The organism is Cellulomonas soli (genome assembly GCF_052036975.1).
Lineage (GTDB): Bacteria > Actinomycetota > Actinomycetes > Actinomycetales > Cellulomonadaceae > Cellulomonas > Cellulomonas soli_A.
The window spans coordinates 1-24,690 of record NZ_JBQIAR010000010.1; the positions used below are offsets into that span (position 1 = coordinate 1).

At 72.9% G+C, this 24,690-nt stretch carries 23 protein-coding genes; 17 read left to right on the forward strand and 6 right to left on the reverse strand.

What is annotated here, in order from left to right; all coding sequences use genetic code 11:
- On the reverse strand, positions 1 to 792 hold a 792-nt coding region (locus tag ACTHAM_RS11560; protein WP_440687537.1), incomplete at its 3' end, for a DNA-formamidopyrimidine glycosylase family protein.
- A 50-nt stretch (positions 793 to 842) separates the two neighbouring features.
- Between ACTHAM_RS11560 and ACTHAM_RS11565 the strand changes: the two genes are divergently transcribed.
- On the forward strand, positions 843 to 2,639 hold the full coding sequence (locus ACTHAM_RS11565; RefSeq protein WP_440687539.1) for a proline--tRNA ligase: 1,797 nt from the start codon (positions 843 to 845) through the stop codon (positions 2,637 to 2,639).
- A 47-nt stretch (positions 2,640 to 2,686) separates the two neighbouring features.
- Here ACTHAM_RS11565 and ACTHAM_RS11570 read toward each other — a convergent pair whose 3' ends face one another.
- Entirely contained in the window at positions 2,687 to 3,814 is a 1,128-nt protein-coding gene (locus ACTHAM_RS11570; protein ID WP_440687541.1) for a DUF4439 domain-containing protein, read from the reverse strand.
- Positions 3,815 to 3,931: 117 nt separating this feature from the next.
- On the opposite strand from ACTHAM_RS11570, the gene ACTHAM_RS11575 reads away from it, so the two are divergent.
- From ACTHAM_RS11575 to truB, 6 genes are all read left to right on the forward strand, one after another.
- Complete coding sequence (locus tag ACTHAM_RS11575; RefSeq protein WP_440687543.1) at positions 3,932 to 4,591, forward strand: ribosome maturation factor RimP; 660 nt, start codon at positions 3,932 to 3,934, stop codon at positions 4,589 to 4,591.
- Position 4,592: 1 nt separating this feature from the next.
- On the forward strand, positions 4,593 to 5,648 hold the full coding sequence (gene nusA / locus ACTHAM_RS11580; RefSeq protein WP_440687545.1) for a transcription termination factor NusA: 1,056 nt from the start codon (positions 4,593 to 4,595) through the stop codon (positions 5,646 to 5,648).
- Between the two features lie 119 nt (positions 5,649 to 5,767).
- Complete coding sequence (locus ACTHAM_RS11585) at positions 5,768 to 6,106, forward strand: YlxR family protein (RefSeq protein ID WP_440687547.1); 339 nt, start codon at positions 5,768 to 5,770, stop codon at positions 6,104 to 6,106.
- Between the two features lie 71 nt (positions 6,107 to 6,177).
- Positions 6,178 to 9,054 (forward strand): translation initiation factor IF-2, encoded by a 2,877-nt coding sequence (gene infB / locus ACTHAM_RS11590; RefSeq protein ID WP_440687549.1) that lies wholly within the window; start codon positions 6,178 to 6,180, stop codon positions 9,052 to 9,054.
- Between the two features lie 149 nt (positions 9,055 to 9,203).
- Entirely contained in the window at positions 9,204 to 9,650 is a 447-nt protein-coding gene (rbfA, locus tag ACTHAM_RS11595; RefSeq protein WP_440687551.1) for a 30S ribosome-binding factor RbfA, read from the forward strand.
- Positions 9,647 to 10,618 (forward strand): tRNA pseudouridine(55) synthase TruB, encoded by a 972-nt coding sequence (gene truB, locus ACTHAM_RS11600; protein WP_440687553.1) that lies wholly within the window; start codon positions 9,647 to 9,649, stop codon positions 10,616 to 10,618. Before rbfA ends, truB begins: the two co-directional genes overlap by 4 nt.
- Before the next feature lie 12 nt (positions 10,619 to 10,630).
- On the opposite strand, the gene ACTHAM_RS11605 is transcribed toward truB, so the two are convergent.
- Positions 10,631 to 11,170: an NUDIX hydrolase gene (locus ACTHAM_RS11605; protein WP_440687555.1), complete on the reverse strand. Its 540-nt coding sequence runs from the start codon at positions 11,168 to 11,170 to the stop codon at positions 10,631 to 10,633.
- Between the two features lie 155 nt (positions 11,171 to 11,325).
- On the opposite strand from ACTHAM_RS11605, the gene ACTHAM_RS11610 reads away from it, so the two are divergent.
- Positions 11,326 to 12,315, forward strand: coding sequence for a bifunctional riboflavin kinase/FAD synthetase (locus tag ACTHAM_RS11610; protein WP_440687557.1), 990 nt, complete (start codon positions 11,326 to 11,328; stop codon positions 12,313 to 12,315).
- A 31-nt stretch (positions 12,316 to 12,346) separates the two neighbouring features.
- Here ACTHAM_RS11610 and ACTHAM_RS11615 read toward each other — a convergent pair whose 3' ends face one another.
- Entirely contained in the window at positions 12,347 to 12,979 is a 633-nt protein-coding gene (locus ACTHAM_RS11615) for a winged helix-turn-helix domain-containing protein (protein ID WP_440687559.1), read from the reverse strand.
- Positions 12,980 to 13,377: 398 nt separating this feature from the next.
- Here ACTHAM_RS11615 and rpsO point away from each other — a divergent pair, with 398 nt between their 5' ends.
- The 8 genes from rpsO to ACTHAM_RS11655 all read left to right on the forward strand — a co-directional run bounded on the left by rpsO (position 13,378) and on the right by ACTHAM_RS11655 (position 21,570).
- Positions 13,378 to 13,647, forward strand: a complete 270-nt coding sequence (gene rpsO, locus ACTHAM_RS11620) for a 30S ribosomal protein S15 (protein WP_440687561.1) — start codon at positions 13,378 to 13,380, stop codon at positions 13,645 to 13,647.
- 261 nt (positions 13,648 to 13,908) lie between these two features.
- The gene (locus tag ACTHAM_RS11625) at positions 13,909 to 16,146 is read left to right on the forward strand and encodes a polyribonucleotide nucleotidyltransferase (RefSeq protein WP_440687563.1); all 2,238 of its coding nucleotides are present in this window, start codon (positions 13,909 to 13,911) and stop codon (positions 16,144 to 16,146) included.
- 1 nt (position 16,147) lies between these two features.
- Positions 16,148 to 17,494, forward strand: a complete 1,347-nt coding sequence (locus tag ACTHAM_RS11630) for a M16 family metallopeptidase (RefSeq protein ID WP_440687565.1) — start codon at positions 16,148 to 16,150, stop codon at positions 17,492 to 17,494.
- Positions 17,495 to 17,597: 103 nt separating this feature from the next.
- Complete coding sequence (locus ACTHAM_RS11635) at positions 17,598 to 18,416, forward strand: hypothetical protein (RefSeq protein ID WP_440687567.1); 819 nt, start codon at positions 17,598 to 17,600, stop codon at positions 18,414 to 18,416.
- Positions 18,417 to 18,506: 90 nt separating this feature from the next.
- Positions 18,507 to 19,232, forward strand: coding sequence for a TetR/AcrR family transcriptional regulator (locus tag ACTHAM_RS11640; RefSeq protein ID WP_440687569.1), 726 nt, complete (start codon positions 18,507 to 18,509; stop codon positions 19,230 to 19,232).
- A complete protein-coding gene (locus ACTHAM_RS11645) occupies positions 19,229 to 20,194 on the forward strand; it encodes a DUF5692 family protein (RefSeq protein ID WP_440687571.1) in 966 nt (321 codons plus the stop codon). Before ACTHAM_RS11640 ends, ACTHAM_RS11645 begins: the two co-directional genes overlap by 4 nt.
- Before the next feature lie 141 nt (positions 20,195 to 20,335).
- Positions 20,336 to 21,100 carry a 4-hydroxy-tetrahydrodipicolinate reductase gene (gene dapB, locus ACTHAM_RS11650; RefSeq protein WP_440687573.1) on the forward strand — a complete coding sequence of 255 codons (765 nt, stop codon included), beginning with the start codon at positions 20,336 to 20,338 and terminating at the stop codon, positions 21,098 to 21,100.
- Positions 21,097 to 21,570 (forward strand): hypothetical protein, encoded by a 474-nt coding sequence (locus ACTHAM_RS11655; RefSeq protein ID WP_440687575.1) that lies wholly within the window; start codon positions 21,097 to 21,099, stop codon positions 21,568 to 21,570. The genes dapB and ACTHAM_RS11655 overlap by 4 nt, the downstream gene beginning before the upstream one ends.
- Before the next feature lie 21 nt (positions 21,571 to 21,591).
- Here the strand turns inward: ACTHAM_RS11655 and ACTHAM_RS11660 are convergent, their stop codons facing one another.
- On the reverse strand, positions 21,592 to 22,155 hold the full coding sequence (locus tag ACTHAM_RS11660; protein WP_440687577.1) for an N-acetyltransferase family protein: 564 nt from the start codon (positions 22,153 to 22,155) through the stop codon (positions 21,592 to 21,594).
- A 175-nt stretch (positions 22,156 to 22,330) separates the two neighbouring features.
- Positions 22,331 to 23,800, reverse strand: coding sequence for an NAD-dependent succinate-semialdehyde dehydrogenase (locus tag ACTHAM_RS11665; RefSeq protein ID WP_440687579.1), 1,470 nt, complete (start codon positions 23,798 to 23,800; stop codon positions 22,331 to 22,333).
- Positions 23,801 to 23,870: 70 nt separating this feature from the next.
- On the opposite strand from ACTHAM_RS11665, the gene ACTHAM_RS11670 reads away from it, so the two are divergent.
- Complete coding sequence (locus ACTHAM_RS11670) at positions 23,871 to 24,689, forward strand: thymidylate synthase (protein ID WP_440687581.1); 819 nt, start codon at positions 23,871 to 23,873, stop codon at positions 24,687 to 24,689.
- The last annotated feature ends 1 nt before the right edge of the window (position 24,690 follow it).

The window sequence follows — 24,690 nt, forward strand, 5'->3', positions numbered from 1 at the left end:
GTGCACGACGTCGCCGCAGGGGGTGCCGTTCCACCCGGGGCACGGCTGGCCGGTACGGCCGTGGACGCGCATGCCCCGCCGCTTGGCGTCCTTGAGCTCGGCCGCGGGGCGACCGGCCGCGGCGGCGACCGCCTCGGTCAGCACCGTGCGGATCGCGGTGTGCAGGGTCGCGGTGCGTGCGGCGTCGAACCGCCCGGTGGGCGCGAACGGCGACAGGCGGGCGGCGTGCAGGATCTCGTCGGAGTAGGCGTTGCCGATCCCGGCGATCGTCGACTGGTCGCGCAGCAGCCCCTTGACCTGCTGGTTGCGTGCGGCCAGCAGCTCGGCGAGCCGCTCCGGCGTGAACTGCGGAGCCAACGGCTCGATGCCCAGCGTGGCGATGGGCGGGACGTCGTGCGGGTCGCGCACCACGTGCACGGCCAGTCGTTTGCGGGTGCCGGCCTCGGTGAGGTCGAAGCCCGAGCCGTCGTCGAGCCGGACGCGCAGCGCGATCGGTGACCGGCCGGGGCGGACCGGGGTCGCCGAGAGCGCGTCGGACCACCGGACCCAGCCGGCTCTGGCCAGGTGCCAGACCAGGTGCAGCTGCTGCCCGTCGCCGGTGCCCACGTTCAGGTCGAGCCACTTGCCGTGGCGGGCGGCGTCGTGCACCGTGCCGCCGACCAGGGCGTCCGGCGCGGGGGAGAACGTCTTCAGTGCGCTGATCGCGCCCACCTCGATGCCCTGCACCGCGTGCCCGACCGCACGCTCACGCAGGAACTGGACCAGACCCTCGACCTCCGGCAGCTCGGGCACCCGCCCATCGTGGCGCAGGTCACCGACACGCGGCCACTAGGCTCGTCCTCATGCTCCTGCGCCTGTCCACGCTGTTCGTCCGTACCCTGCGCGAGGACCCCGCCGACGCCGAGGTCGCCAGCCACCGGCTGCTCGTGCGCGCGGGTTACATCCGCCGCGCCGCTCCTGGCATCTACACCTGGCTGCCGCTGGGCCTGCGGGTGCTGGCCAAGGTGGAGCAGGTGGTGCGCGAGGAGATGGCTGCCGCCGGCGCGCAGGAGGTGCACTTCCCGGCGCTGCTGCCCAAGGAGCCGTACGAGGCGACGGGCCGCTGGACCGAGTACGGGCCGAACATCTTCCGGCTCAAGGACCGCAAGGGGGGCGACTACCTGCTCGCGCCCACGCACGAGGAGCTGTTCACGCTCCTGGTCAAGGACCTGTACTCCTCGTACAAGGACCTGCCGCTGGCGCTCTACCAGATCCAGACCAAGTACCGCGACGAGGCCCGCCCGAGGGCCGGTCTGATCCGTGGTCGCGAGTTCGTGATGAAGGACGCCTACTCCTTCGACATCGACGACGCCGGGCTCGAGGCGTCCTACCAGGCGCAGCGCGAGGCGTACCAGCGGATCTTCGATCGCCTGGGCCTGGAGTACGTGATCGTGGCGGCGACCTCGGGTGCGATGGGCGGCTCGCGGTCCGAGGAGTTCCTCACGCCGACCGCGATCGGCGAGGACACGTTCGTGCGCTCGCCTGGCGGGTACGCGGCCAACGTCGAGGCCGTCACGACGGTGGTGCCCGACGAGCAGGACTTCGCCGACGTTCCGGCTGCGCACGTCGAGGACACCCCCGACACGCCGACGATCGACTCGCTCGTGGCCCTGGCGAACGAGCGGTTCGCGCGGCCCGACCGCGCGTGGACGGCCGCCGACACGCTCAAGAACGTCGTCCTCGCGCTCGTGCAGCCGACGGGGGAGCGCGAGCTGCTCGTCATCGGCCTGCCCGGCGACCGGGAGGTCGACCTCAAGCGTCTCGAGGCCGCGGTGGCCCCGGCCGACGTCGAGCCCGCGGGTGACGCGGACTTCGCCGCCCACCCCGAGCTGGTGCGCGGCTACATCGGCCCCGCCGTGCTGGGCCCGAACGTCGCCGTGGCCGACGGCGCCGAGCGGACCGCCGTGCGTTACCTGCTCGACCCGCGTGTCGTGGTCGGCACCCGCTGGATCACCGGCGCGAACGAGCCCGGGCGTCACGTCTTCGACCTGGTCGCCGGTCGCGACTTCACGGCCGACGGCACGGTGGAGGCCGCCGAGGTGCGTGCCGGTGACCCCGCCCCCGACGGTTCCGGTCCGCTCGAGCTGGCCCGCGGCATCGAGATCGGTCACATCTTCGCGCTGGGGCGCAAGTACGCCCAGGCGCTGGGCCTGAGCGTGCTCGACCAGAACGGCAAGTCCGTCGTGGTCACCATGGGCTCCTACGGCATCGGCGTCACCCGGGTGCTCGCCGCGCTCGCCGAGGCGAACCACGACGAGAAGGGCCTGGCCTGGCCGGCGCACGTCGCGCCCGCCCACGTGCACGTGGTCGCGACCGGCAAGGACCCCGCCGTGTTCGACGCGGCCCAGACGCTGGCGCAGGAGCTGGACGCGCGAGGCGTGGAGGTGCTGTACGACGACCGACCCCCGAGGGTCTCGCCCGGCGTGAAGTTCGCCGACGCGGAGCTGTTCGGCGTGCCGCTCGTCGTGGTGGTCGGACGGGGTCTGGCCGACGGGCTCGTCGAGGTGCGCCCGCGTGCGGGTGGCCAGAGCGAGCAGGTGCCCGTGGAGCAGGCTGCGGACCGGGTGCATGCCCTCGTGCAGGAGCTGCTCGGCGCCTGAGTCCAGGCACCGGGCCCCAGGGCTCGGCGCCTGGCGGGCCTGGTGCGTCAGCCGGCGGTGGTGGTGAGCTCGGGCATCCCCGGGAATGCCACCACCGGAGCGCCCCACGTCGCGGCGTCCGCCGTGGCCCGCAGCAGCCCCTCGACCAGGGTGTCGCGGCTTCCGGCGTCGGCACGGGCGACGAGCGTCGCGTAGGTCGAGGCCAGCGTCGTCTGCAGGGTGCGGGCCAGCTCGGCCGCCACGGCGGGGTCGGTCAGGGCCGGGGGGACCGCGTAGGCGACCCTGCGCGGGTCGGCTGCCGTGCCGCTCGTGCCGGCGAGCACGGCCCACTGCTCGGCCCTCGCCCGGTGGTCCGCGGCGTCGGCGCGTGCGCGGTCGCGCTGCCCGTCGCCGAGCACCGCAGCCAGGACCTCGAAGCCGTAGCCGGCCTGGTCCTCGGCGAGCACAAGTGCGTCGAGGTCCTCGCTGGCCAGCCCGCTGGGTGCTGTGGCCTCGGCCTGCGTCGTGCTCGACGGTGCACCGCTGGGGGCGTCCGTCTCCGGGCCTGGTTCGGTGGTCGCCGGTGTACCCGTCCCGCCGGTGGAGGTGCCCTCGGGCACGGCCTGGCCCGTGGCCGCGGCCAGGCGCTGCGCGAGGCCCGTGCGGGACGTGCCGACGGAGGCGATCAGCCGGGCCAACGGACCGTCCTCGACGGTCCGCGCGTCGTCCAGCGCGGTGGTTGCCGCGTCGGCGAGCAGCGCGAGCACCTCGGTCGATGTGGCGGTCGTCGGTGCGGGCGTGCCCGTCGGGCTCGGGCTCGGGTCCGGTAGGCCGGAGTCGTACTCGCCGCCGAGCTGCTGCGCGTGCTGCGTCGAGTGTGCCGCCACGTCGTCCAGCACGAGCGTCAGAGCGGCCGGGTCGACGCCAGGCTCGGTGCCCTCGGCCACCGCCTCGCGCGCGGCGGCGGCAGTCAGTGCGAGGGTCTGGGCGTCCTCGACCGTCCGGGCACGCACCTGCTCGAGGGTGTCGGGGGCCGGCTCGGTCGGGGCGGGGGTCTCGAGGCGGATCCCGCAGGCCGCCAGCACCGGGATCAGCGCGAACGCAGCGGCGATCGCGCGGAGGGAGCGCGCGCGTCCGGGACGGGGGAGGGCGGGTGACCGGGGGGTGCGGTCCGGTCCGGCGGGTGCTGCGGTCACGGTCGCTGATCCTGCCATGTGCGGCTGACCCGCCGACCGGTCGTTACGCTGGGACCACAACATCACAGGGTCCATGCCGCGTGCCGGCGACCCGCTGCAGCCCACAAGGAGGCGGACATGGTCGCGACAGCACCCGCGCAACGGGTCAGGCAGGCCCTCGACCCGGTGGTGGGTCCCGTCGGCCTGGTGCTCGAGCACGTCGAGGTGACCCGTGCCGGCAGCCGGTCCGTGGTCCGCGTCGTGGTGGACCTGGCGGAGGACGCGACCGGTGAGCTGGACCTGGACCGGGTGGCGGAGGTCTCACGCGTCGTCTCGGACGCGTTGGACGCGGCGGACGCGATCCCCGGCCACTACACGCTCGAGGTCTCCACGCCCGGGGTGGACCGCCCGATGACGCAGCGCCGGCACTTCGTGCGCGCGATCGGCCGTACGGTGCACCTCGAGCGGCTCGAGGGCGCTCCCGTGCAGGGCCGGTTGCAGGCCGTGCAGCAGGAGGGTGGCGCGGACGTGCTCGTGCTCGTGCCGCAGGTCGAGCGTGGCAAGGGCCGCCGACCGGTGACCGGTGCCCCCGTGAGCGTGCCGCTCACGCAGGTGCGTGTCGGCCACGTGCAGGTGGACCTCTCGGGCCTCGGCCCCGTCGAGGACCACGAGATCGCCGAGGACCACGAGGACCAGGACGTGCCGCAGGGGCACGGGCAGGACGCTGCGGGCCACGCGCCCGCGCACGACGACCACACCGACGAGCACGGCACCGGCGCGGCCGGACAGGAGAGCTGAGATGGACATCGACATGCAGGCGCTGCGGCTGATCGAGCGCGAACGCGAGATCAGCCTCGACGTGCTGATCGCCGCGATCGAGCAGGCGCTGCTCTCCGCCTACCACCGCACGCCTGACGCGTACGCGCACGCCCGCGTCGAGGTCGACCGCCGGTCGGGGCACGTGACCGTGTGGGCCCGTGAGCCGCGCCCGGTGGACGAGGAGGGGCACGTGGTGCCCGACTCCGAGCCCGGCCCGGAGTTCGAGCACACGCCGCAGGGGTTCGGTCGCATCGCGACGGCGACCGCACGGCAGGTCATCGTCCAGCGGCTGCGGGACGCCGAGGACGACCAGGTGCTGGGCACCTTCCGGGGCAAGGAGGGCGAGCTGCTCGGCGGCGTCATCCAGCAGGGGCGCGACCCGCGCGTCGTGCTCGTCGACGTGGGCGGCACCGAGGCGGTGCTGCCCGCGCACGAGCAGGTGCCGACCGAGCAGTACGTGCACGGTGAGCGACTGCGCGGCTACGTGCTCGAGGTGGCGCGCGGTCCGCGCGGGCCCCAGGTGACGCTGTCGCGCACGCACCCGATGCTGGTGCGCAAGCTGTTCGCGATGGAGGTCCCCGAGGTCGCCGACGGCACGGTCGAGATCACCGCGCTGGCCCGTGAGGCCGGGCACCGCACGAAGATGGCCGTGCGGGCCACCGTCCCCGGCGTCAACGCCAAGGGCGCCTGCATCGGCCCGATGGGTGGTCGTGTGCGGGCCGTCATGGCCGAGCTGCACGGCGAGAAGATCGACATCGTCGACCACTCCGACGATCCGGCCGAGATGATCGCGCACGCGCTGTCGCCGGCGCGGGTGCTCTCGGTCACGGTGGTGGACCCCGAGGCGCGGGCCGCTCGCGTCGTCGTGCCCGACTACCAGCTGTCCCTGGCGATCGGCAAGGAGGGGCAGAACGCCCGCCTGGCAGCCAAGCTCACGGGCTGGCGCATCGACATCCGCTCGGACGCCGAGGGTGCCGCACCCGCCGACGAGCAGGAAGCCGGGGAGGTCACACCGGCACCGGGTCCCGCTCGGTGACGCGAAAGGGTAGACTGACCGCGGCTGGGCCGGATGCCCGGTTCTCCTCGCCGAGTCGGCGGACCCCCGTACCCGCAGCGCACACAGCGCTGCCCGTCGCGGGTCCGGTGCGCACGTGCGTGGGGTGCCGTGGTCCCGGCCCGAGGTCAGCCCTGCTGAGGGTCGTCGCCGTCACGGACGGCACGGGAGCTCCCGTGCTGGTGGTGGACGAGCGTCGACGGATGCCGGGCAGGGGTGCGTGGCTGCACCCCGCTCCTGACTGCTTCGAGCTCGCCGTCCGTCGGCGTGCGTTCGGTCGGGCCCTGCGACTGGCAGGCCCGGCGGACGACACGGCGCTGCGGCACCGGTTCGAGCAGACCCAGGAGGACACCGCCGGGCCCGTCCCGGAGGTGGAGGCCGATCGTCGACAGGGAAGCGGGTTGGAAGCCGATGGCTGCCCGATGAGCACGCACCGATGAGCACCCAGCGATGAGTGCCCCGTACTAACGACGGTCCGACCCTGTCCCGGGCGGGCCGAGACAGGAGAGATGTGGCCAAGGTCCGCGTCTACGAGCTCGCCAAAGAGCTCGGTGTGGAAAGCAAGACCATCATGAACAAGCTGGGCGAGCTCGGGGAGTTCGTCCGTTCGGCGTCCTCGACCATCGAGCCGCCCGTCGTGCGCAAGCTGCGCGACATGTACCCCGTCGGTGGTGGCGCGTCCGCGCCTGCCGCCCCGGCGGCACCCAAGCCCGCTGCTGCTCGTCCTGCGGCGCCGGCCCCGGCCCCGGCCGCGCCGTCGGCTCCTGCTGCGGCTCCGGCCCCCGCGCCGGCCGCTGCTGCGACCCCGGCACCTGCCGCGCCCGCAGCCCCCGCCGCACCGCCGGCCGAGCGGTCGGCCCGACCGGCCGCCCCGGCACCGGCAGCGCCTGCCGCACCGGCTCCCGCCGCTCCCGCGGCCCAGGCGCCGCGTCCCGGTGGTCCTCGTCCGGGCGCCCCGCGTCCGGGCAACAACCCGTTCGCGCCGTCGCAGGGCATGCCCCGCCAGGGCGAGCGTCCCTCGGGCGACCGCCCGTCGGGTGACCGCCCCTCCGGCGACCGCGCCGGTGGTCCGCGCCCCGGTGGTCCGCGGCCGGGCAACAACCCGTTCGCACCGTCGCAGGGCATGCCCCGCCCCGGCGAGCGTCGCACCGAGGGTGCGCCCGCTGCGTCGGCGGGCGAGCGTCCCGGTGGTCCGCGCCCGGGTGGTCCGCGTCCTGGCGGTCCGCGCCCCAACCCCGGCATGATGCCGGGTCGTACGTCGAGCGGCGTCGGTCGCCCCGGTGAGCGTCCTGCCGGTGGTGCTGGTCGTCCCGGCGGTGCCGGTGGCGGTCGTGGTGGCTTCGCCGGTCGTCCCGGTGGCCCCGGTGGTGCACCCGGTGCTGGTGGCGGCGGCGGTTTCGCCGGTCGCCCCGGTGGTGGTGGCGGTCGTCCCGGCGGTGCCGGTCGCGGCAGCACGCAGGGAGCGTTCGGTCGTGCCGGAGGGCGCCCCGTCCGCGGGCGCAAGTCCAAGCGGGCGAAGCGCCAGGAGTTCGAGCAGATGCAGGCTCCCTCGCTGGGTGGCGTGCAGGTTCCTCGCGGCAACGGCAAGACCGTCGTCCGCCTGCGTCACGGCTCGTCGCTGAACGACTTCGCCGACAAGATCGACGCGAACCCGGCCTCGCTGGTCACGGTGCTGTTCCACCTCGGTGAGATGGCCACCGCGACGCAGTCGCTGGACGAGGACACGTTTGGCACCCTGGCCGTCGAGCTGGGTTACGTCATCGAGATGGTTTCGGCCGAGGAGGAGGACCGCGAGCTGCTCGGGTCCTTCGACATCGACCTGGAGGCCGAGCTCGACGCCGAGACGGACGAGGACCTGCAGGCGCGCCCGCCGGTCGTCACCGTCATGGGTCACGTCGACCACGGCAAGACCAAGCTCCTCGACGCGATCCGCTCCACGGACGTCGTCGCGGGCGAGGCCGGCGGCATCACCCAGCACATCGGTGCCTACCAGGTGCGGGCCGAGCACGAGGGCGTCGACCGGGCCATCACGTTCATCGACACCCCGGGTCACGAGGCGTTCACCGCCATGCGTGCCCGTGGTGCCCAGGTCACGGACATCGCGATCCTCGTGGTGGCCGCTGACGACGGCGTGATGCCGCAGACCATCGAGGCGCTCAACCACGCCCAGGCGGCCGGTGTGCCGATCGTCGTGGCCGTCAACAAGGTGGACAAGGAGGGGGCCAACCCCGCCAAGATCCGCCAGCAGCTCACCGAGTACAACCTGGTGGCCGAGGAGTACGGCGGCGACACCATGTTCGTCGACGTCTCCGCCAAGCAGCGGATGGGTATCGACCAGCTGCTCGAGGCCGTGCTGCTCACCGCGGACGCCTCGCTCGACCTGCGGGCCAACCCCGACAAGGACGCGCGCGGCGTGGCCATCGAGGCCAACCTCGACAAGGGCCGCGGTGCGGTCGCGACCGTGCTGGTCCAGTCCGGCACGCTGCACGTCGGTGACGCGATCGTGGCCGGCACGGCTCACGGCCGCGTCCGGGCGATGTTCGACGAGCACGGCAACGCACTCACCGAGGCAGGCCCGGCTCGTCCGGTGCAGGTCCTCGGTCTGGCCTCGGTGCCCAGCGCCGGTGACACCTTCCTGGTGGCCCCGGACGAGCGCACCGCGCGTCAGATCGCCGAGAAGCGCGAGGCGGCCGAGCGCGCCGCCCTCCTGGCCAAGCGTCGCAAGCGCATCAGCCTCGAGGACTTCACGCAGGCGCTGCAGCAGGGCAAGGTCGAGACCCTCAACCTGGTCCTCAAGGGCGACGTGTCCGGTGCCGTCGAGGCACTCGAGGACGCGCTGCTCAAGATCGACGTGGGCGACGAGGTCGACCTGCGGGTCATCCACCGCGGTGTCGGTGCGATCACGCAGAACGACGTCAACCTGGCCACGGTCGACTCGGCGATCATCATCGGCTTCAACGTGAAGTACGCCGAGCGGGTCGAGGAGCTGGCGGACCGTGAGGGCGTCGACGTGCGCTTCTACTCGGTCATCTACCAGGCGATCGACGACGTCGAGGCAGCGCTCAAGGGCATGCTCAAGCCGGAGTACGAGGAGGCGCAGCTCGGTTCGGCCGAGGTGCGCGAGGTGTTCCGCTCCTCCAAGTTCGGCAACATCGCCGGTTCGATCGTCCGCTCGGGCGAGATCCGCCGTAACACCAAGGCGCGCGTCCTGCGCAACGGCAAGGTCATCGGGGACAACCTGACGATCGAGTCGCTCAAGCGGTTCAAGGACGACGCCACCGAGGTCCGCGAGGGCTACGAGTGCGGTATCGGGCTCGGCTCGTTCAACGACGTCGAGATCGGCGACATGATCGAGACCTGGGAGATGCGCGAGAAGCCTCGCGCCTGACCAGGACGACCGCGGGCCGCGGTGCCGGTGCCGGACCTCAGGGTCCAGCCCGGCGCCGCGGCTCGCGCGTCGGTGCCGCCGGCGAGACGCCGGCGGTCGGTACGGTTGCGGCCCGCAGGGCCGTGAGCTCGGAGGAGGAAGGACGTCACATGGCGGACACCGCACGCGCACGCAAGCTGGCCGAGCGAATCCAGCAGGTCGTCGCGCAGATGCTCGACACCCGCATCAAGGACCCGCGTCTGGGCTTCGTCACGGTGACGGACGTCCGGGTGACGGGTGACCTGCAGCATGCGGACGTGTTCTACACCGTGCTCGGTGACGACGAGGCCCGCACCGACAGCGGCAAGGCGCTCGAGAGCGCCAAGGGCGTCATCCGTTCCGAGGTGGGCAAGCAGACGGGCATCCGGCTGACGCCCACGCTCGCGTTCCACCTGGACGCGGTGCCGGAGACGGCGGCGACGCTGGATGCGGCGTTGCTCGAGGCCTCGCGTCGTGACGCCGAGGTGGCTGCACTGGCGGCCGGCGCTCAGCACGCGGGCGAGGTCGACCCCTACCGCAAGCCGGCGGATGAGGACGGCGCGGGCGAGGACCGGTGAACGACGCGGTCCCGGCGCGCGCCCACGGACGCCGCCCGACCGCGGACGACGGTCTGGTCGTGGTCGACAAGCCGCAGGGCTGGACCAGCCACGACGTGGTGGCCCGCATGCGCCGGCTCGCCGGCACACGCAAGGTGGGGCACGCCGGCACCCTGGACCCGATGGCCACGGGAGTGCTCGTGCTCGGTATCGGGCGCGCGACGCGGCTGCTGACGTACGTGGTGGGTGCCGACAAGGAGTACACGGCCACGATCCGCCTCGGGCAGGCGACGACCACGGACGACGCCGAGGGTGAGTTGTTGGCCTCCGGGCGCGCCGGTGGCCTGACCCTGGAGGAGGTGCGGGCCGCGGTCCGGCCGCTCACCGGGCCGATCCTGCAGGTCCCCAGCGCCGTCTCGGCGATCAAGGTCGACGGCAAGCGGGCCTACGCCCGAGTCCGGGCCGGGGAGGACGTCGAGCTGAAGGCCCGACCGGTGACGGTCTCACGCTTCGACGTGCACCGCGGGCGGTTGGCCCCGGCGGAGGACGGGACGCCGGTCCTCGACGTCGACGTCACCGTGGTGTGCTCCTCGGGGACGTACATCCGTGCACTGGCCCGCGACCTGGGGGCCTCGCTCGGGGTCGGTGGCCACCTGACGGCGCTGCGACGCACCCGTGTCGGCGGCTACTTCCTGGAGCATGCGGCCGACCTGGATCAGCTGGCGCAGACCCCGGACGACGTCCCGCTGGCCGTCCTGGGTCTGGCGGAGGCAGCGCGCGCGACCTTCGCGTGCCGCGAGCTGTCCGAGCCCGAGGCGCGCGCGCTGTCGTACGGGCAGCGCATCGACTGGGTGGCGCCCGCGTCGACGCCGAGGGACGCGCGCGACGACCTGCCGGTGGCGGCGTTCGGTCCGGACGGTTCCCTCGTCGCGCTCCTCGAGCAGCGCGGCGAGAAGGCCGTCCCGGTGCTGGTCCTCGCCCCTGCCTGATCCGGGCCGGGGTCAGGCAGGGGTGCTGGTCTCCAGCAGGAACCGCAGCACGCCGGTGAGGCTCATGCCGTCGCCGAGCGCGCCGTCGAGCACGAGCCGGCGGACCTGGTCCAGCGGGACCCACTCGATGCGGTCGGCCTCGCTCGGGTCGGACGGCTCGCCCACGTAGGTGGCGCCGTCGGCCACGTAGACGTGGAACGTCTGGTCGATCGAGCCGTTCGAGGGGTGGTAGGTCAGCAGGTGGCGCAGTGGTCCCGGCTGCCAGCCGGTCTCCTCCAGGCCCTCTCGTGCGGCGGCCTGCGCGGGTGTCTCGCCCGGGTCGATCCGGCCTGCGGGGATCTCCCAGCCCCAGGTGTCGGTGATGAAGCGGTGCCGCCACATGAGCAGCAGTCCGCGGTCCGGGTCGTGCACGACGGCGCCCGAGGCGCCGCGGGGCACGCGGACCACGTGGTGCTCGATCCGCCCGTGGCCGGGGATGTCGACGTCCACCAGGCTCAGGCTCACCCACGGGCTGTCGTAGAGGGTCCGCTCGCCGTACGTCTGCCACCGCATCCCCCGACCCTAGGGTGTGCCGGCCGCGCCCCGAACCGCATGCGGCGTCGTCCGCCGACCGACCGTGTGTGCGCCGGAGGGCGCGCAGGTGGCAGTCTTGCCCGTCGGGACGCGCCGTGAGTGCGTCCGACGGCTGGAGGGGACGAGGAGCACGGGTGCAGGTCTGGACGGGTCTGACGCGGATCCCTGAGGACTTCGGTCCGTCGGTCGTCACGATCGGCAACTTCGACGGCGTGCACCGCGGCCACGTGAGCGTGCTGGAGCGGATGTGCGCCGACGCGCGCGCGGTGGGTGCCTCGGCCGTGGCGGTGACCTTCACGCCGCACCCGCAGCAGGTGCACCGTCCGCAGACGGCTCCGCCGCTGCTGACGGGCGACGAGGACAGGCTCGAGCTGCTGGGCGCCACAGGGCTCGACGCGGTCCTGCTGCTGCCGTACTCGCTGGAGTTCGCCCGGCAGTCGCCGGAGCAGTTCGTGCGCCGCTACCTGGTGGACGCGCTGCACGCGCGTACCGTGGTCGTGGGCCGTGACGTGCGCTTCGGCTGGCAGAACGCCGGCGACCTGTCCACCATGGTCGACCTCGGCCGGCAGCACGGGTTCACGGTCGAGGTGATCGACGACGTCACGCCCGACGTCGACCACGGCGATCTGGCCGACCCGCACCGGCGTCGGTGGTCCTCCTCGTGGGTGCGCGAGCTGCTCGAGCACGGTGATGTCGTCCAGGCCGCTCACGTGCTCGGACGCCCGCACCGTGTGCGGGGGACCGTGGTGCACGGTGACGCGCGGGGCCGCGAGCTGGGGTTCCCGACGGCCAACCTCGGTCAGGACGCGCAAGGCATGGTGCCCGCCGACGGGGTGTACGCCGGGTGGTTGCGGCGCGCCCGGCACGCCGGTGGCGGCCCGGTGGCCGACGGGGACCGGGTGCTGCCGGCCGCCGTGTCGATCGGCACGAACCCGACGTTCGACGGCACGCAGCGGCGGGTCGAGGCGTACGTGCTCGACCGCACCGACCTGGATCTGTACGGCGAGGAGGTCGTGCTGGAGCTGGTGGAGCGCCTGCGGCCGACCCTGCGGTTCGACTCGGTCGAGGACCTCATGGTCCAGATGCACGAGGACGTCGCCCGGGTCCGGACGCTGCTGCGCTGACCCGGCGAGCAGCTCCGGCCGGTCGCTTGCGTCAGTCGACGAGCCGGACCTCGACGGAGCTGCCGAGCCGGTAGCCCGACCCGCGCACGGTGGTCACGAGACCCTCCAGGCCCGTCTTCTCGCGCAGGCGCCGCACGTGCACGTCGATGGTCCGTGAGTCGCCCCGCAGCGTGCGCCCGCCCCACACGGCGCTGAGCAGCTCGGCGCGGCTGACCACCCGACCACCGGTGCGGACCAGGTGCACGAGCAGGTCGTGCTCCCGGGCGGTCAGCTCGACGGGCGAGCCGGAGGCGGTGACGCTGCGCGAGGCGGTGCGCACCTCGACCAGCGGCACGGCGGGGATGCGGCTGAGCAGGTCGCGGAAGCTGGTGGCGACCCCGTCGGCCACCACGTGGTGCGGGTGCTCGGTGGAGCTGAGCACGGCGCGGGTGCGGGCCCGTGGCAGCCATTCACCGGTGAGCTCGGCCAGCGTGCGGGCGACGCGCAGCACCGCTTCGGTGTCCTCGGCCTCGGTGCTGGCCGACAGGTCGACGTACAGGACGAATCCGCGGCGCGCGGCCGGTGCCTCACGCGGGGGCGTCGGGGCGGGTGCGGGACGGATGGCCGTGCCGGGGGTCGTGCGGGTGCTGCGCTGCGGGGCGCGTGACAGGGTCGTGGCAGTCATGGCAGGTCCAGTCGGGGTGTCGTCCCGCGCGCGGCGCGGGAGCCGAGATGCTCGGCGGTGTGTCGGGTGGGGGAGAGGTCAGACCCGACACGGACACGACGTGGTGCCCTGGCACAGGCACGACGGCAGCAGCCAGGGGGCGGCGGCCGAAGGTGTGCTCACGGTGGGGACAATGCCAGGGCGGGGGCGCCGATGCACCCCTCGGACGTCGAGGGTCTCGCAGGGTGAGACGACGTGACGGCCGGTGCGGTGCAGGCGCCGGCAGCGAGGCGCCGCTGATCAGGCGGCGACCAGGCCCGTGCCTGGTAGTCTGTACGCGCCGTCAGAACGGCCGCGGAACCAGAGAGCCCGGGTGGACATGCCCCGGCGCACCGCGCAACGAGTCAACCAGGAGAACCGTGTCCCTCGACAACGCCACCAAGCAGGCCATCATGACCGAGTACGCCACGCACGAGGGCGACACCGGTTCGCCGGAGGTCCAGATCGCGGTGCTGACGCAGCGCATCAAGGACCTGACCGAGCACCTCAAGACCCACAAGCACGACCACCACAGCCGCCGCGGCCTGCTGCTGCTCGTCGGCCGTCGTCGTCGCCTGCTCGGCTACCTGCAGAAGGTCGACATCAACCGCTACCGCTCGCTGATCGAGCGCCTCGGTCTGCGTCGCTGAACGCCCCGGACCAGCCCGGACCCGTGACGGGTCCGGGCTGGTCCCGCGTCAGGGCCGGTGCGTCGTACGTGCCGGAACCGGACGCGAGGTGCACGATCTGAGTGCACCACTGCACGACCGCATCACACACCGCCGCGCCGGCCCCACGTCCGGTCCTCGGTAGTGGCCCCCGGAGCACCCTCACCACGAGGACCTCCGGAGGCCTCGATCGAAGACCGCCGTCAACAGCGCCGGCGCCACTCGAGAACAAGGAGGGCACCCGTGGAGGGTCCCGAGATCCAGTTCGCCGAGGCCGTCATCGACAACGGCCGCTTCGGCACCCGCACCGTCCGCTTCGAGACCGGCCGTCTGGCCAAGCAGGCCGCCGGCTCCGCCGCCGCCTACCTCGACGGCGACACGATGCTGCTGTCGGCCACGACGGCCGGCAAGCACCCCAAGGACCAGTTCGACTTCTTCCCGCTGACGATCGACGTCGAGGAGCGGCAGTACGCCGCCGGCAAGATCCCCGGCTCGTTCTTCCGCCGTGAGGGTCGTCCCTCGACCGAGGCCATCCTGGCCTGCCGGCTGGTCGACCGCCCGCTGCGCCCGCTGTTCGTCAAGGGCCTGCGCAACGAGGTCCAGGTCGTCATCACCGTCCTGGCGATCCACCCGGACGACGCCTACGACGTGCTGGCCATCAACGCGGCGTCGATCTCGACGCAGCTGTCCGGCCTGCCGTTCTCCGGCCCGGTCGGCGGTGTGCGCATCGCCCTGATCGACGGCCAGTGGGTCGCGTTCCCGCGCTACTCCGAGCGCGAGCGTGCCACGTTCGACATGGTCGTCGCCGGGCGTGTGGTCACGGCCGCCGACGGCTCCGCCGATGTGGCTATCGCGATGATCGAGGCCGAGGCGCCCGAGAAGTCCTGGAACCTGATCCAGGAGGGTGCCACGGCGCCCACCGAGGAGATCGTGGCCGAGGGCCTCGAGGCGGCCAAGCCGTTCATCCGTGCGCTGTGCGAGGCCCAGGCCGAGCTCGCCGCGAAGGCCGCCAAGGAGACCCAGGTCTTCCCGACGTTCCCCGACTACCAGGACGACGCGTACGCCGCCGTCGAGGCCGCCTCGGCGACCGCACTGGGCGAGGCGCTGTCGATCGCCGACAAGCAGACCCGCGAGAACCGCCTCGACGAGATCAAGGCCGAGGTCGTCGCGCAGCTGGCGGAGCAGTTCGCCGGACGCGAGAAGGAGCTGTCGGCCGCGTACCGCTCGGTGCAGAAGAAGCTGATCCGTCAGCGCATCCTCACCGACGGCTTCCGCATCGACGGCCGTGGCCTGCGGGACATCCGCACGTTGTCGGCCGAGGTCGAGGTCCTGCCGCGCGTGCACGGCTCGGCGATCTTCGAGCGCGGCGAGACCCAGATCCTGGGTGTCACCACGCTGAACATGCTGCGCATGGAGCAGCAGCTCGACACGCTCTCCCCGGAGACGCGCAAGCGCTACATGCACAACTACAACTTCCCGCCGTACTCGACCGGTGAGACGGGCCGCGTGGGCTCGCCGAAGCGTCGCGAGATCGGTCACGGCGCGCTGGCCGAGCGGGCGCTCATGCCCGTGCTGCCCAGCCGCGAGGAGTTCCCCTACGCGATCCGTCAGGTCTCCGAGGCTCTCGGGTCCAACGGCTCGACGTCCATGGGTTCGGTCTGCGCCTCGACGCTGTCGCTGCTCAACGCCGGTGTGCCGCTGCGCGCCCCCGTCGCGGGCATCGCGATGGGCCTCGTGTCCGACACGGTGAACGGTGAGACCCGTTACGCGGCGCTCACCGACATCCTCGGTGCCGAGGACGCGTTCGGCGACATGGACTTCAAGGTCGCCGGCACGCGTGAGTTCGTCACCGCGATCCAGCTCGACACCAAGCTCGACGGCATCCCCGCCTCGGTGCTCGGCGGCGCGCTGACGCAGGCCAAGGAGGCTCGCCTGGCGATCCTCGACGTCATCGCCGAGGCGATCGACGTGCCCGACGAGATGAGCCCCAACGCCCCGCGCGTCATCACGGTGAAGGTCCCGGTCGACAAGATCGGCGAGGTCATCGGCCCGAAGGGCAAGATGATCAACCAGATCCAGGAGGAGACCGGCGCCGATATCTCGATCGAGGACGACGGCACGGTCTACATCGGCGCCACCGACGGTCCGTCGGCGGAGGCCGCGCGGGCGGCGGTCAACGCGATCGCCAACCCGCACATGCCCGAGATCGGGGAGCGCTTCGTCGGCACGGTCGTCAAGACCACGACGTTCGGTGCGTTCATCTCGCTCTCGCCGGGCAAGGACGGTCTGCTGCACATCTCGCAGATCCGCAAGCTCGTGGGCGGCAAGCGCGTCGACAACGTCGAGGACGTGCTGTCCATCGGCCAGAAGGTCCAGGTCGAGATCGGCGAGATCGACCCGCGCGGCAAGCTGTCGCTGCACGCGGTCGTCGAGGAGGACGCGGCCGCTGAGGCCTCCTCCGAGAAGCCGGCTGACGCCTGACGTGACGCTGGACCTCCCGCTGGTCGCACCCGGGCGACCGGGCAGCGAGCAGTCCGTCGGGCAGGACGGCGACGCACACGTGCGTCGTTCCGTCCTGCCCGGCGGGGTCCGCGTGCTCACCGAGCACATGCCGGGCCTGCGCTCGGCCACCGTGGGCGCCTGGGTGGGCGTCGGCTCGCGCGACGAGTCCGACGGGCATCACGGCTCCACGCACTTCCTCGAGCACCTGTTGTTCAAGGGCACCGCGCGACGCTCGGCGATGGACATCGCCGAGGCGTTCGACGCCGTCGGTGGTGAGGCGAACGCCGCCACCGGCAAGGAGCACACCTGCTACTACGCGCGTGTGCTCGACACCGATGCGCCGATGGCGCTCGACGTGATCGCCGACATGGTCACCTCGGCCCGGATCGACCCGGACGAGCTGGAGACCGAGCGCGGGGTCATTCTCGAAGAGCTCGCGATGAACGACGACGACCCGAGCGACGTCGTGCACGAGCAGTTCGCTGCGGCCGTGCTGGGGCAGCACCCGCTGGGTCGGCCGATCGGTGGTACGCCCGACACGATCCGCGCGGTGCCGCGCGAGGCCGTGTGGGCGCACTACCGCGAGCACTACCGTCCCGGCACGCTCGTCGTGACGGCCGCCGGGGGGATCGACCACGACTCGTTGTGCGCCCAGGTCGCCGACGCGCTGGCGGCCGGTGGCTGGGACCTGGACCCCGAGGCCGCGCCGTCCGGTCGGCGCACGGTTGCTGCCCGCGCGCTGCCGCCGGGTACGGACGGCCTGCCGGGCGAGGGTGTGCAGGTGACGTTGCGCCGGGCGACGGAGCAGGCGAACGTGATCGTCGGCTGCACGTCGTTGACCGCGACCGATCCGCGCCGGTTCACGCTCTCGGTGCTCAACGCGGTGCTCGGCGGCGGGATGTCGTCGCGACTCTTCCAGGAGATCCGCGAGAAGCGTGGCCTGGCGTACTCCACGTACTCCTTCGCCTCCGGGCACGCCGAGACGGGCACGTTCGGCCTGTACGCCGGGTGCACGCCGACGCGGATCGACGAGGTCGAGGCGCTGCTGGCTGCCGAGTGGGAGCGCCTGGCCGATTCCGGCATCACGACGGCCGAGCTGGAGCGCAGCATCGGCCAGCTCTCCGGCGGTCTCGTGCTGGGCATGGAGGACACGGGTTCGCGCATGAGCCGGCTGGGCAAGGCCGAGCTGGTGCACGGCGAGCTGCTGAGCCTGGACGAGTCCCTCGAGCGCATCCGCGCGGTCACGGCCGCGCAGGTGCAGGAGCTGGCTGCCGAGCTCGCGGGGCTGCCGCGCTCGGTGGTGCGGATCGGACCGTTCGGGGACTGAGGTCCTCCCGAGGGGGCGACACGCACCGGCAGGTGGGTGAACGTCGGGTGCCGCCCTTGGGGAAAATGTCCCTTCTGCGGCGATATCGCGCGATCATGGGGGCATGGCCACCGTGGAGTACCGCCGCGTCGCGACCCCGGCGTCGATCCGTGACGTCGTCGAGCACCTGTGGGTGCTTCGTCATCCGGGCGCCGAGGCCGAACGCGAGGTGCTGCTGCCGGACGGGCGGGGGTCCGTGGTCGTGTCGGTGGGGCAGCAGGGGCGTCGGATCGACGCCCTGACCGGCGAGGTCGAGGTCGACGACGGCGGGGTGCGGGGGATCGCGACGCGTCCGGTGGTGCGCACGCAGGTCGGGCCGTCGGTGCGCATCGGTGCCCAGCTGACACCCTGGGGTCTGGCGCGGTTGTCGCCGCACGCGTTGCTGGTGGACGCGGTCGCCCCGGCGGCGACGTTGCTGGGTGCCCCGGCGGTCGAGTCGTGCGTGCAGGCTGCGGCGCGGGGTGACGATGCGGCGGCGGTGGGCGTGCTGGCCGATGCGCTGGCGTTGGCGGTGCGGTTCGACAGCCCGGAGCTGGAGCTCCTGGTGCCGGTGCTGGCGGAGATCGAGCAGCAGCGGGGGCTGGTGCGTGCAGCGGACGTGGCGCGGGCCGCGCAGCTGCCCGTGGCGCAGCTGCACCGGTGGACGGTGCGTCACCTCGGTGTGGACCTGGCGGTGTACCTGGCGGCCGTGCGGTTCTCGGCGTTCGTGCGTGAGGCGGTGGGGCCGGGGCCGGTCCTGCCGCACGAGGCGTTGGCGGCGATCCGGTGGTACGGCCAGGTGGGCTACCCGCCGCGTGAGGTGGAACGGTTCACGGGGCACCGCCCGGTGGAGCTGCGGCGGATCGAGGAGGGGATCGCGGCGGCACTGGTACCGGCCAGCTGACCTGGGACCTACGGCTCGTTGACACTGTGTCAATAAGCCGTAGAGTCGTCGTCGACGGAGAACACACCCCCGACGACGACGAGGTGCGTGATGGCCCGCACGGCAGGCGAGGAGCCGCAGCAGCGGCGGTCCCGTCGTACCGTGCTCGCACCCGAGGTCCGCCGAGAGGCCATCGTCGAGGCCGCCCACTCGGTGTACGTGCACAAGGGCATCGCCCGCACCACGACGTCCGACATCGCGCGCGCCGCAGGTGTGACCCGCGGCCTCGTCTACCACTACTTCCCCGAGCCCGAGCAGATCGTCGACGCCGTGCTCGACCGGTACGTCGACGGCTTCGTGGCCTCCGTGCGCGAGTGGGACGCCCACCGGCAGGTCGGGCGGATCGACGACGCGCTGTGGGACGTCGTCGCGCTCTTCCGGCACCACATGGCCGACCGGGACCCGCTGCGCGTGGACCTGCTCAGCATCGACAACGCCGCGCTGTACCGCCGTTACGTCGACCGGGCCGTCGAGGCCGTCGTCGACGTCCTGCAGGTCACGACCGTCGAGGCCTATGCGCGCCGGCACCGCATCGAGATCGTCCACGTGCGCGAGACCTTCGTGGTCCTCGTGCACGGGCTGCTCGGCCTGGTGCGCACGCACCCCGACACCCCGCCCCACGTGCTCGCCGCGATCATGCGCCAGACGTTGCACCTGGACCCCAGCACCGCCGACGTCCCGGGCCTCGACCCGGAACCCGACACCGCCTCGACCGAGGCTCGTCCCGACGACCGTGGCCAGCGGGCCCCGGACGTCAGTCCCCGAAGGAGTGAGTGACCGTGTTCCTGTTCGAGTCGATCCCGTGGTACTCGGCGTTGATGTGGTGCGTCGTCCTCGCCGGCCTCATCGGGCTCAACGAGGTGACCCGGCGCTGGCGTGCGGCGGGCCTGGCGTTCTTCGTGCTGCTGCCGCTGGTCCTCACGATCTTCGTGTGGCCGAACACGGCCGGCGAGGGGTCCAGCACGGGCACCTGGTTCCACTGGGTCAAGGTCTACTCGGCGCTCGCCGGCTGCCTGGGCTTCATGGCGCTGCGGTACCACCCGAACATCGCCGCCAAGCGGTGGGCGCTGGTGTTCCCGCCGGCGATCCTCGCCCTGAACATCGCCGAGGCCGTCATCCGTGACTTCCAGGTCGGCGGCATGACCGAGGGCATGCACGACGGCGTCTACATGATCGGTGGCGCCTGGAACTACATGAACGGCATCGCCGGCATCCTCAACCTGGTCACCATCTGCGGGTGGGCGGGCATCTTCATCGGCCGCTCGAAGTCCAAGGACATGATCTGGCCCGACATGCTGTGGTTCTGGGTCATCGCCTACGACCTGTGGAACTTCGCGTACGTCTACAACGCCGTCGGTGACCACTCGTTCTACGCCGGTGCCGCGCTGCTGATCTCGTGCACGATCCCCGCCTTCTGGCTGAAGAAGGGCGCCTGGCTGCAGCACCGTGCCCACACCCTCGCGCTGTGGATGATGTTCACGATGGCAGTCCCGACCTTCGTGACGTCCTCGCGGTTCGCCGTCGAGTCCTCGCACAGCCCGGCTGCCCTGTTCACCGTGAGCGCGCTGTCGCTGGCCGCGAACGTGGCCGTGGTCGTCTACCAGGTGCGCACCATCGTGCGGAAGCGTCGCAACCCGCTCACCGGCGCCGAGCTGTTCGAGCACCTGCCGCAGTACCAGCAGGTCGTCGAGGCCGAGCGTCCGCTGCCGACCCAGACGCCGGTCGCCGCGACCGTCTGACCGACGGCGCGCCAGCACGACGCGCGAGGGCCGCGGGACCCGACAGGTCCCGCGGCCCTCGCCGTCTGCGCGCCCGACGCGCGTCGGCGACGGCCGGGCGGCGAGGGGGTCGCATGCCGGTGACGGGCTAGGGTGCGTGCCGTGACCGAACGACTGAAGGTGGCCGTGCTGGGCGCGGCCGGACGGATGGGCCGGGCCGTCGTGCAGGCCGTCGAGGCAGCCGAGGACCTCGAGCTCGTGGCCCGGGTCGACGCCGACGGCGACCTGTCCGCGGTGAGCCGTGCGGGCGCGCAGGTGGCTGTCGACTTCACCGTTCCGTCGGTCACCGAGGCCAACGTGCACACGCTCGTCGACGCCGGGGTGCACGTCGTGGTCGGGACGACCGGCTGGGACGACGACGCGCTCGCGCGGGTCCGTGACCACCTGGTGCACGCCCCGGGCGTCGGGGTGCTCGTCGCACCCAACTTCGCGCTCGGTGCGGTGCTGACCATGGTGTTCGCCGCGCAGGCCGCCCGGTGGTTCGAGTCCGTCGAGGTGGTCGAGCTGCACCACCCCGACAAGGTCGACGCCCCGTCCGGCACCGCACGGCACACCGCGGCAGGCATCGCGGCGGCCCGGGCGGCCGTCGGGATCGGCCCGAGCCCGGACGCGACGACGCAGTCGCTGGACGGCGCCCGCGGTGCGGACGTCGAGGGGGTGCGTGTGCACGCGGTGCGTCTGCGGGGCCTGGTGGCTCACGAGGAGGTGCTGCTCGGCAACCCGGGCGAGATGCTGACCATCCGGCACGACTCGTTCGACCGGGTCAGCTTCATGCCCGGGGTGCTGCTCGGTGTGCGGCAGGTCGGCTCGCACCCGGGCCTGACCGTCGGGCTCGAGCACCTGCTCGACCTGGGGGGGCACCGATGAGCACCAGGGGTGGTGCCCGTCGCACGTCGGTGGTCGCCGCCGCCGTCCTGACGGCGTTGCTGGCCCTGTACCTGGTGGTCGTCGCGTCCCGTGCCACCGCCCTCGTGCGCACGGGAGAGCCGGTGGGTATCGCGCTGGGAATCGCCTTCTGGGTGCTGCCGTTGCTGGTGCTGGGCCTGGTGGCCAAGGAGTGGCGTCTGGCAATCGACGTGCAGCGCATGGCCGACGAGCTCGCCGACGCCGGCAGCCTGCCGGTCGACGACCTGCCGCGCTCACCCGGTGGGCGGGTGGACCGTGCGGTGGCCAGGGAGGCGTTCGACGAGGCGCGCGAGCGGGCCGAGGCCGAGCCGGAGGCATGGTCGTCGTGGTACCACCTGGCGTTCGCCTACGACGCGGCGGGGGACCGTCGCCGCGCCCGCGAGTCGCTGCGGACCGCGAGCCGGCTGCACCGGGCGGGCGCCGCCCGCTGAGACCAGCCGGCGGGGGACCCCTCAGATCGAGGCGTACCAGCGCCTCTCGTGCACGGTGAGGTCGCTCCCGTCCGGAGCCGTGCCGGTGGCCAGCTCACGGACGACCACGTCCGGGCCGAGCCCGGCGCCCGACAGGAACGCCGCGCGGGCCTCGTCGCCGTCGAGCACCCAGGTGTGCACCTGGTCGGCCCCGTCCTGGCGCAGCAGGTCGACCGCGGCGGCCAGCAGTCGCGACCCGTGACCACCGCGCTGGTGGGCGGGGTCGACCTCGAGCGCGAGGATCACCCCGCCGGGGGCCGCCAGCGGAGCGCCCTCGGGTGCCGGGACCGGTGCGAGGGAGGCGACACCGACCACGCCCGCGCCCTGGCACGCGACGAGCACGCGGTACCCGCGGCCCGGGGGGGTGCCGATGGCCTGCGCCCACTGCGCCGCCATGGCGTCCTCGTCGAGCTGATCGAGGGCCCCGGCCAGCACCTGCGCGTGGGCGGTACGCCACGAGGCCAGCTGGACGCGGGCGATGGCCCGCTCGTCGCCGGGCACGGCAGGTCGGACCGAGACGTCGGCCGGGGTGTCGAGCAGGGCCACAGGTCCTCCAGGGATCGAGGTCGTCACCGTCCGGGGAGCTCACGGGGACGAGCCCGTGTCCCGGGGCGACGGCGCCCGGCGAGGCTATCAACAGCGCGTGGCGGGCCGACGGCACCGCAGATGCCGCTCGACGGAGCCCGCGCGGCGGTGCGGGTCCGGTCGGCCGGCGCGGATGTCAGAGTGCGACGTACACCGGGTCCAGGTACTCCTCGATGCCCAGCTCGCCACCCTCACGCCCCAGGCCGGACTGCTTGACGCCACCGAACGGTGCCGTCGCGTCGGAGACCATGCCGCGGTTGATGCCGATCATGCCCGCCTCGACCTCCTCGGCGAGGCGCAGGGCCCGGGAGACGTCCCGCGTGAACGCGTACGCCACGAGCCCGAAGTCGGTGCCGTTGGCCAGCGCCACGGCCTCCTCCTCGGAACCGAACGGCACGATCGGCGCCACCGGGCCGAAGGTCTCCTCGGCGACGACCCGCAGGTCGGGGCTGACTCCCTCGATCACGGTGGGTGCGTAGAAGTAGCCGCGTCGTGCCGGTCGGGTGCCGCCCGTGCGGACCACGGCGCCGGCGTCGACCGCCTCGGCGACGACCTCCTCCACGTGCGTGACCGCTGCCTGCTCGATGAGCGGTCCCACGGTCGTCCCCGGCTCGGCGCCGTGACCCACGACGAGCTCCTCGAACGCCGCCGTGAGCCGGTCCGCGAACTCCCCGGCCACGGCGTGGTGCACGAGGAACCGGTTGGCGGCCACGCAGGTCTGCCCCGCGTTGCGCATCTTCGCCTGCACCGCACCGGTCACGGCCGCGTCCAGGTCGGCGTCCTCGAACACCAGGAACGGCGCGTTGCCGCCCAGCTCCATGGAGGTGCGCAGGATGCCGTCGGCGGCACTCTTGAGCAGCAGGCGGCCCACCTCGGTGGACCCGGTGAACGACAGCTTGCGCAGCCGCGGGTCGGCCAGCAGCGGACCCGAGACCGAGCGCGCCGACGAGGAGGGCACCACGTTGATGACACCCGTCGGCAGGTCGCGCGCGGCGAGCTCCTCGCGGATGATCTCGGCGACGTAGGCCGTGGTCAGCGGGGTGAGCTGGGCGGGCTTGACGACCACCGGGCACCCGGCGGCCAGCGCGGGGGCGACCTTGCGGGCGATCATCGCGATCGGGAAGTTCCAGGGCGTGATCAGCAGCGCCGGACCGACGGGTCGGCGCAGGACCAGCTGGTGGTGGGTGCCCGCGGGTGCCCGACGGGCCAGCCCGTCGAACCGCACGGCCTGCTCGGCGTACCAGCGCACGTACTCGGCGGCGTAGGCGACCTCGGCCCGCGACTCCGCCAAGGGCTTGCCGCCTTCGGCAGTGACGATCGCGGCGATGTCCTCGGCACGGGCCATCAGGGTCTCGAACACGGCCCGCAGCAGCTCCGAGCGCACCCGCGGGGCGGTGGCTCGCCACTCGGGGAACGCGTCATGGGCTGCCGTCAACGCGTCCAGTGCGTCCTGCTCGCCGCCGTCGGCCACGTCGAAGAGCACCTCGGTGGTCGCGGGGTCCGCCACCTCGAAGGTCCGGCCGCTGCGGGCGGGGCGCCAGGCCCCGCCGACGAGGACACCGGTGGGCACGTGGGCGGCGACGGTCGGCGGCAGCGCGGTGGTCATCGTCACAGTGTGGGTCCCCAGGGCCCGGTCGCGCAGCCCGTCGGGCACCGCCGATGCCTACGATGAGTGCATGACCGACGCGCCGGTGGCCCCGATCGACACGCCGTACGAGGACCTCCTGCGCCACGTGCTGGCCCACGGGACCCCCAAGGGCGACCGCACGGGGACGGGTACCCGCAGCGTGTTCGGGCACCAGATGCGCTTCGACCTGTCCGCCGGGTTCCCGCTGGTCACCACCAAGCGCGTGCATCTGCGTTCGATCGCCTACGAGCTGCTGTGGTTCCTGCGCGGTGAGTCCAACGTGCGCTGGCTGCAGGAGCACGGCGTGACCATCTGGGACGAGTGGGCCGACCCGGACGGCGAGCTCGGCCCCGTGTACGGCGTGCAGTGGCGCTCGTGGCCCACCCCCGACGGCGGGCACGTCGACCAGATCACGAAGGTCGTCGAGGACCTGCGGCGCGACCCGGACTCGCGACGGCACATCGTCTCGGCGTGGAACGTGGCCGACATCCCCGCGATGGCCCTGGCACCCTGCCACGCGTTCTTCCAGTTCTACGTGGCCGACGGTCGCCTGTCGTGCCAGCTGTACCAGCGGTCGGCGGACCTGTTCCTCGGGGTGCCCTTCAACATCGCCTCGTACGCGCTGCTCACCCACATGGTCGCCCAGCAGGCCGACCTCGAGGTGGGGGACTTCATCTGGACGGGCGGCGACTGCCACATCTACGACAACCACGTCGAGCAGGTGCACGAGCAGCTGGGCCGCGAGCCGTTCCCCGCGCCGAGGCTGCGGCTGCGCAAGGCCGCCTCGATCCTGGACTACACCTACGAGGACATCGAGGTGCTCGACTACCGGCACCACCCGGCCATCAAGGCCCCGGTCGCGGTCTGAG

What these genes read in the sequence shown, in the direction of transcription:
- nusA (WP_440687545.1), top strand. Translation starts at nt 4,593, where the DNA reads ATGGACATCGACATGCAGGCGCTGCGGCTGATCGAGCGCGAACGCGAG.
- ACTHAM_RS11615 (WP_440687559.1), bottom strand. Translation starts at nt 12,979, where the DNA reads ATGACTGCCACGACCCTGTCACGCGCCCCGCAGCGCAGCACCCGCACG.
- ACTHAM_RS11565 (WP_440687539.1), top strand. Translation starts at nt 843, where the DNA reads ATGCTCCTGCGCCTGTCCACGCTGTTCGTCCGTACCCTGCGCGAGGAC.
- ACTHAM_RS11635 (WP_440687567.1), top strand. Translation starts at nt 17,598, where the DNA reads ATGGCCACCGTGGAGTACCGCCGCGTCGCGACCCCGGCGTCGATCCGT.
- ACTHAM_RS11670 (WP_440687581.1), top strand. Translation starts at nt 23,871, where the DNA reads ATGACCGACGCGCCGGTGGCCCCGATCGACACGCCGTACGAGGACCTC.
- ACTHAM_RS11640 (WP_440687569.1), top strand. Translation starts at nt 18,507, where the DNA reads ATGGCCCGCACGGCAGGCGAGGAGCCGCAGCAGCGGCGGTCCCGTCGT.
- ACTHAM_RS11665 (WP_440687579.1), bottom strand. Translation starts at nt 23,800, where the DNA reads ATGACCACCGCGCTGCCGCCGACCGTCGCCGCCCACGTGCCCACCGGT.
- ACTHAM_RS11575 (WP_440687543.1), top strand. Translation starts at nt 3,932, where the DNA reads ATGGTCGCGACAGCACCCGCGCAACGGGTCAGGCAGGCCCTCGACCCG.
- ACTHAM_RS11605 (WP_440687555.1), bottom strand. Translation starts at nt 11,170, where the DNA reads ATGCGGTGGCAGACGTACGGCGAGCGGACCCTCTACGACAGCCCGTGG.
- ACTHAM_RS11655 (WP_440687575.1), top strand. Translation starts at nt 21,097, where the DNA reads ATGAGCACCAGGGGTGGTGCCCGTCGCACGTCGGTGGTCGCCGCCGCC.
- rbfA (WP_440687551.1), top strand. Translation starts at nt 9,204, where the DNA reads ATGGCGGACACCGCACGCGCACGCAAGCTGGCCGAGCGAATCCAGCAG.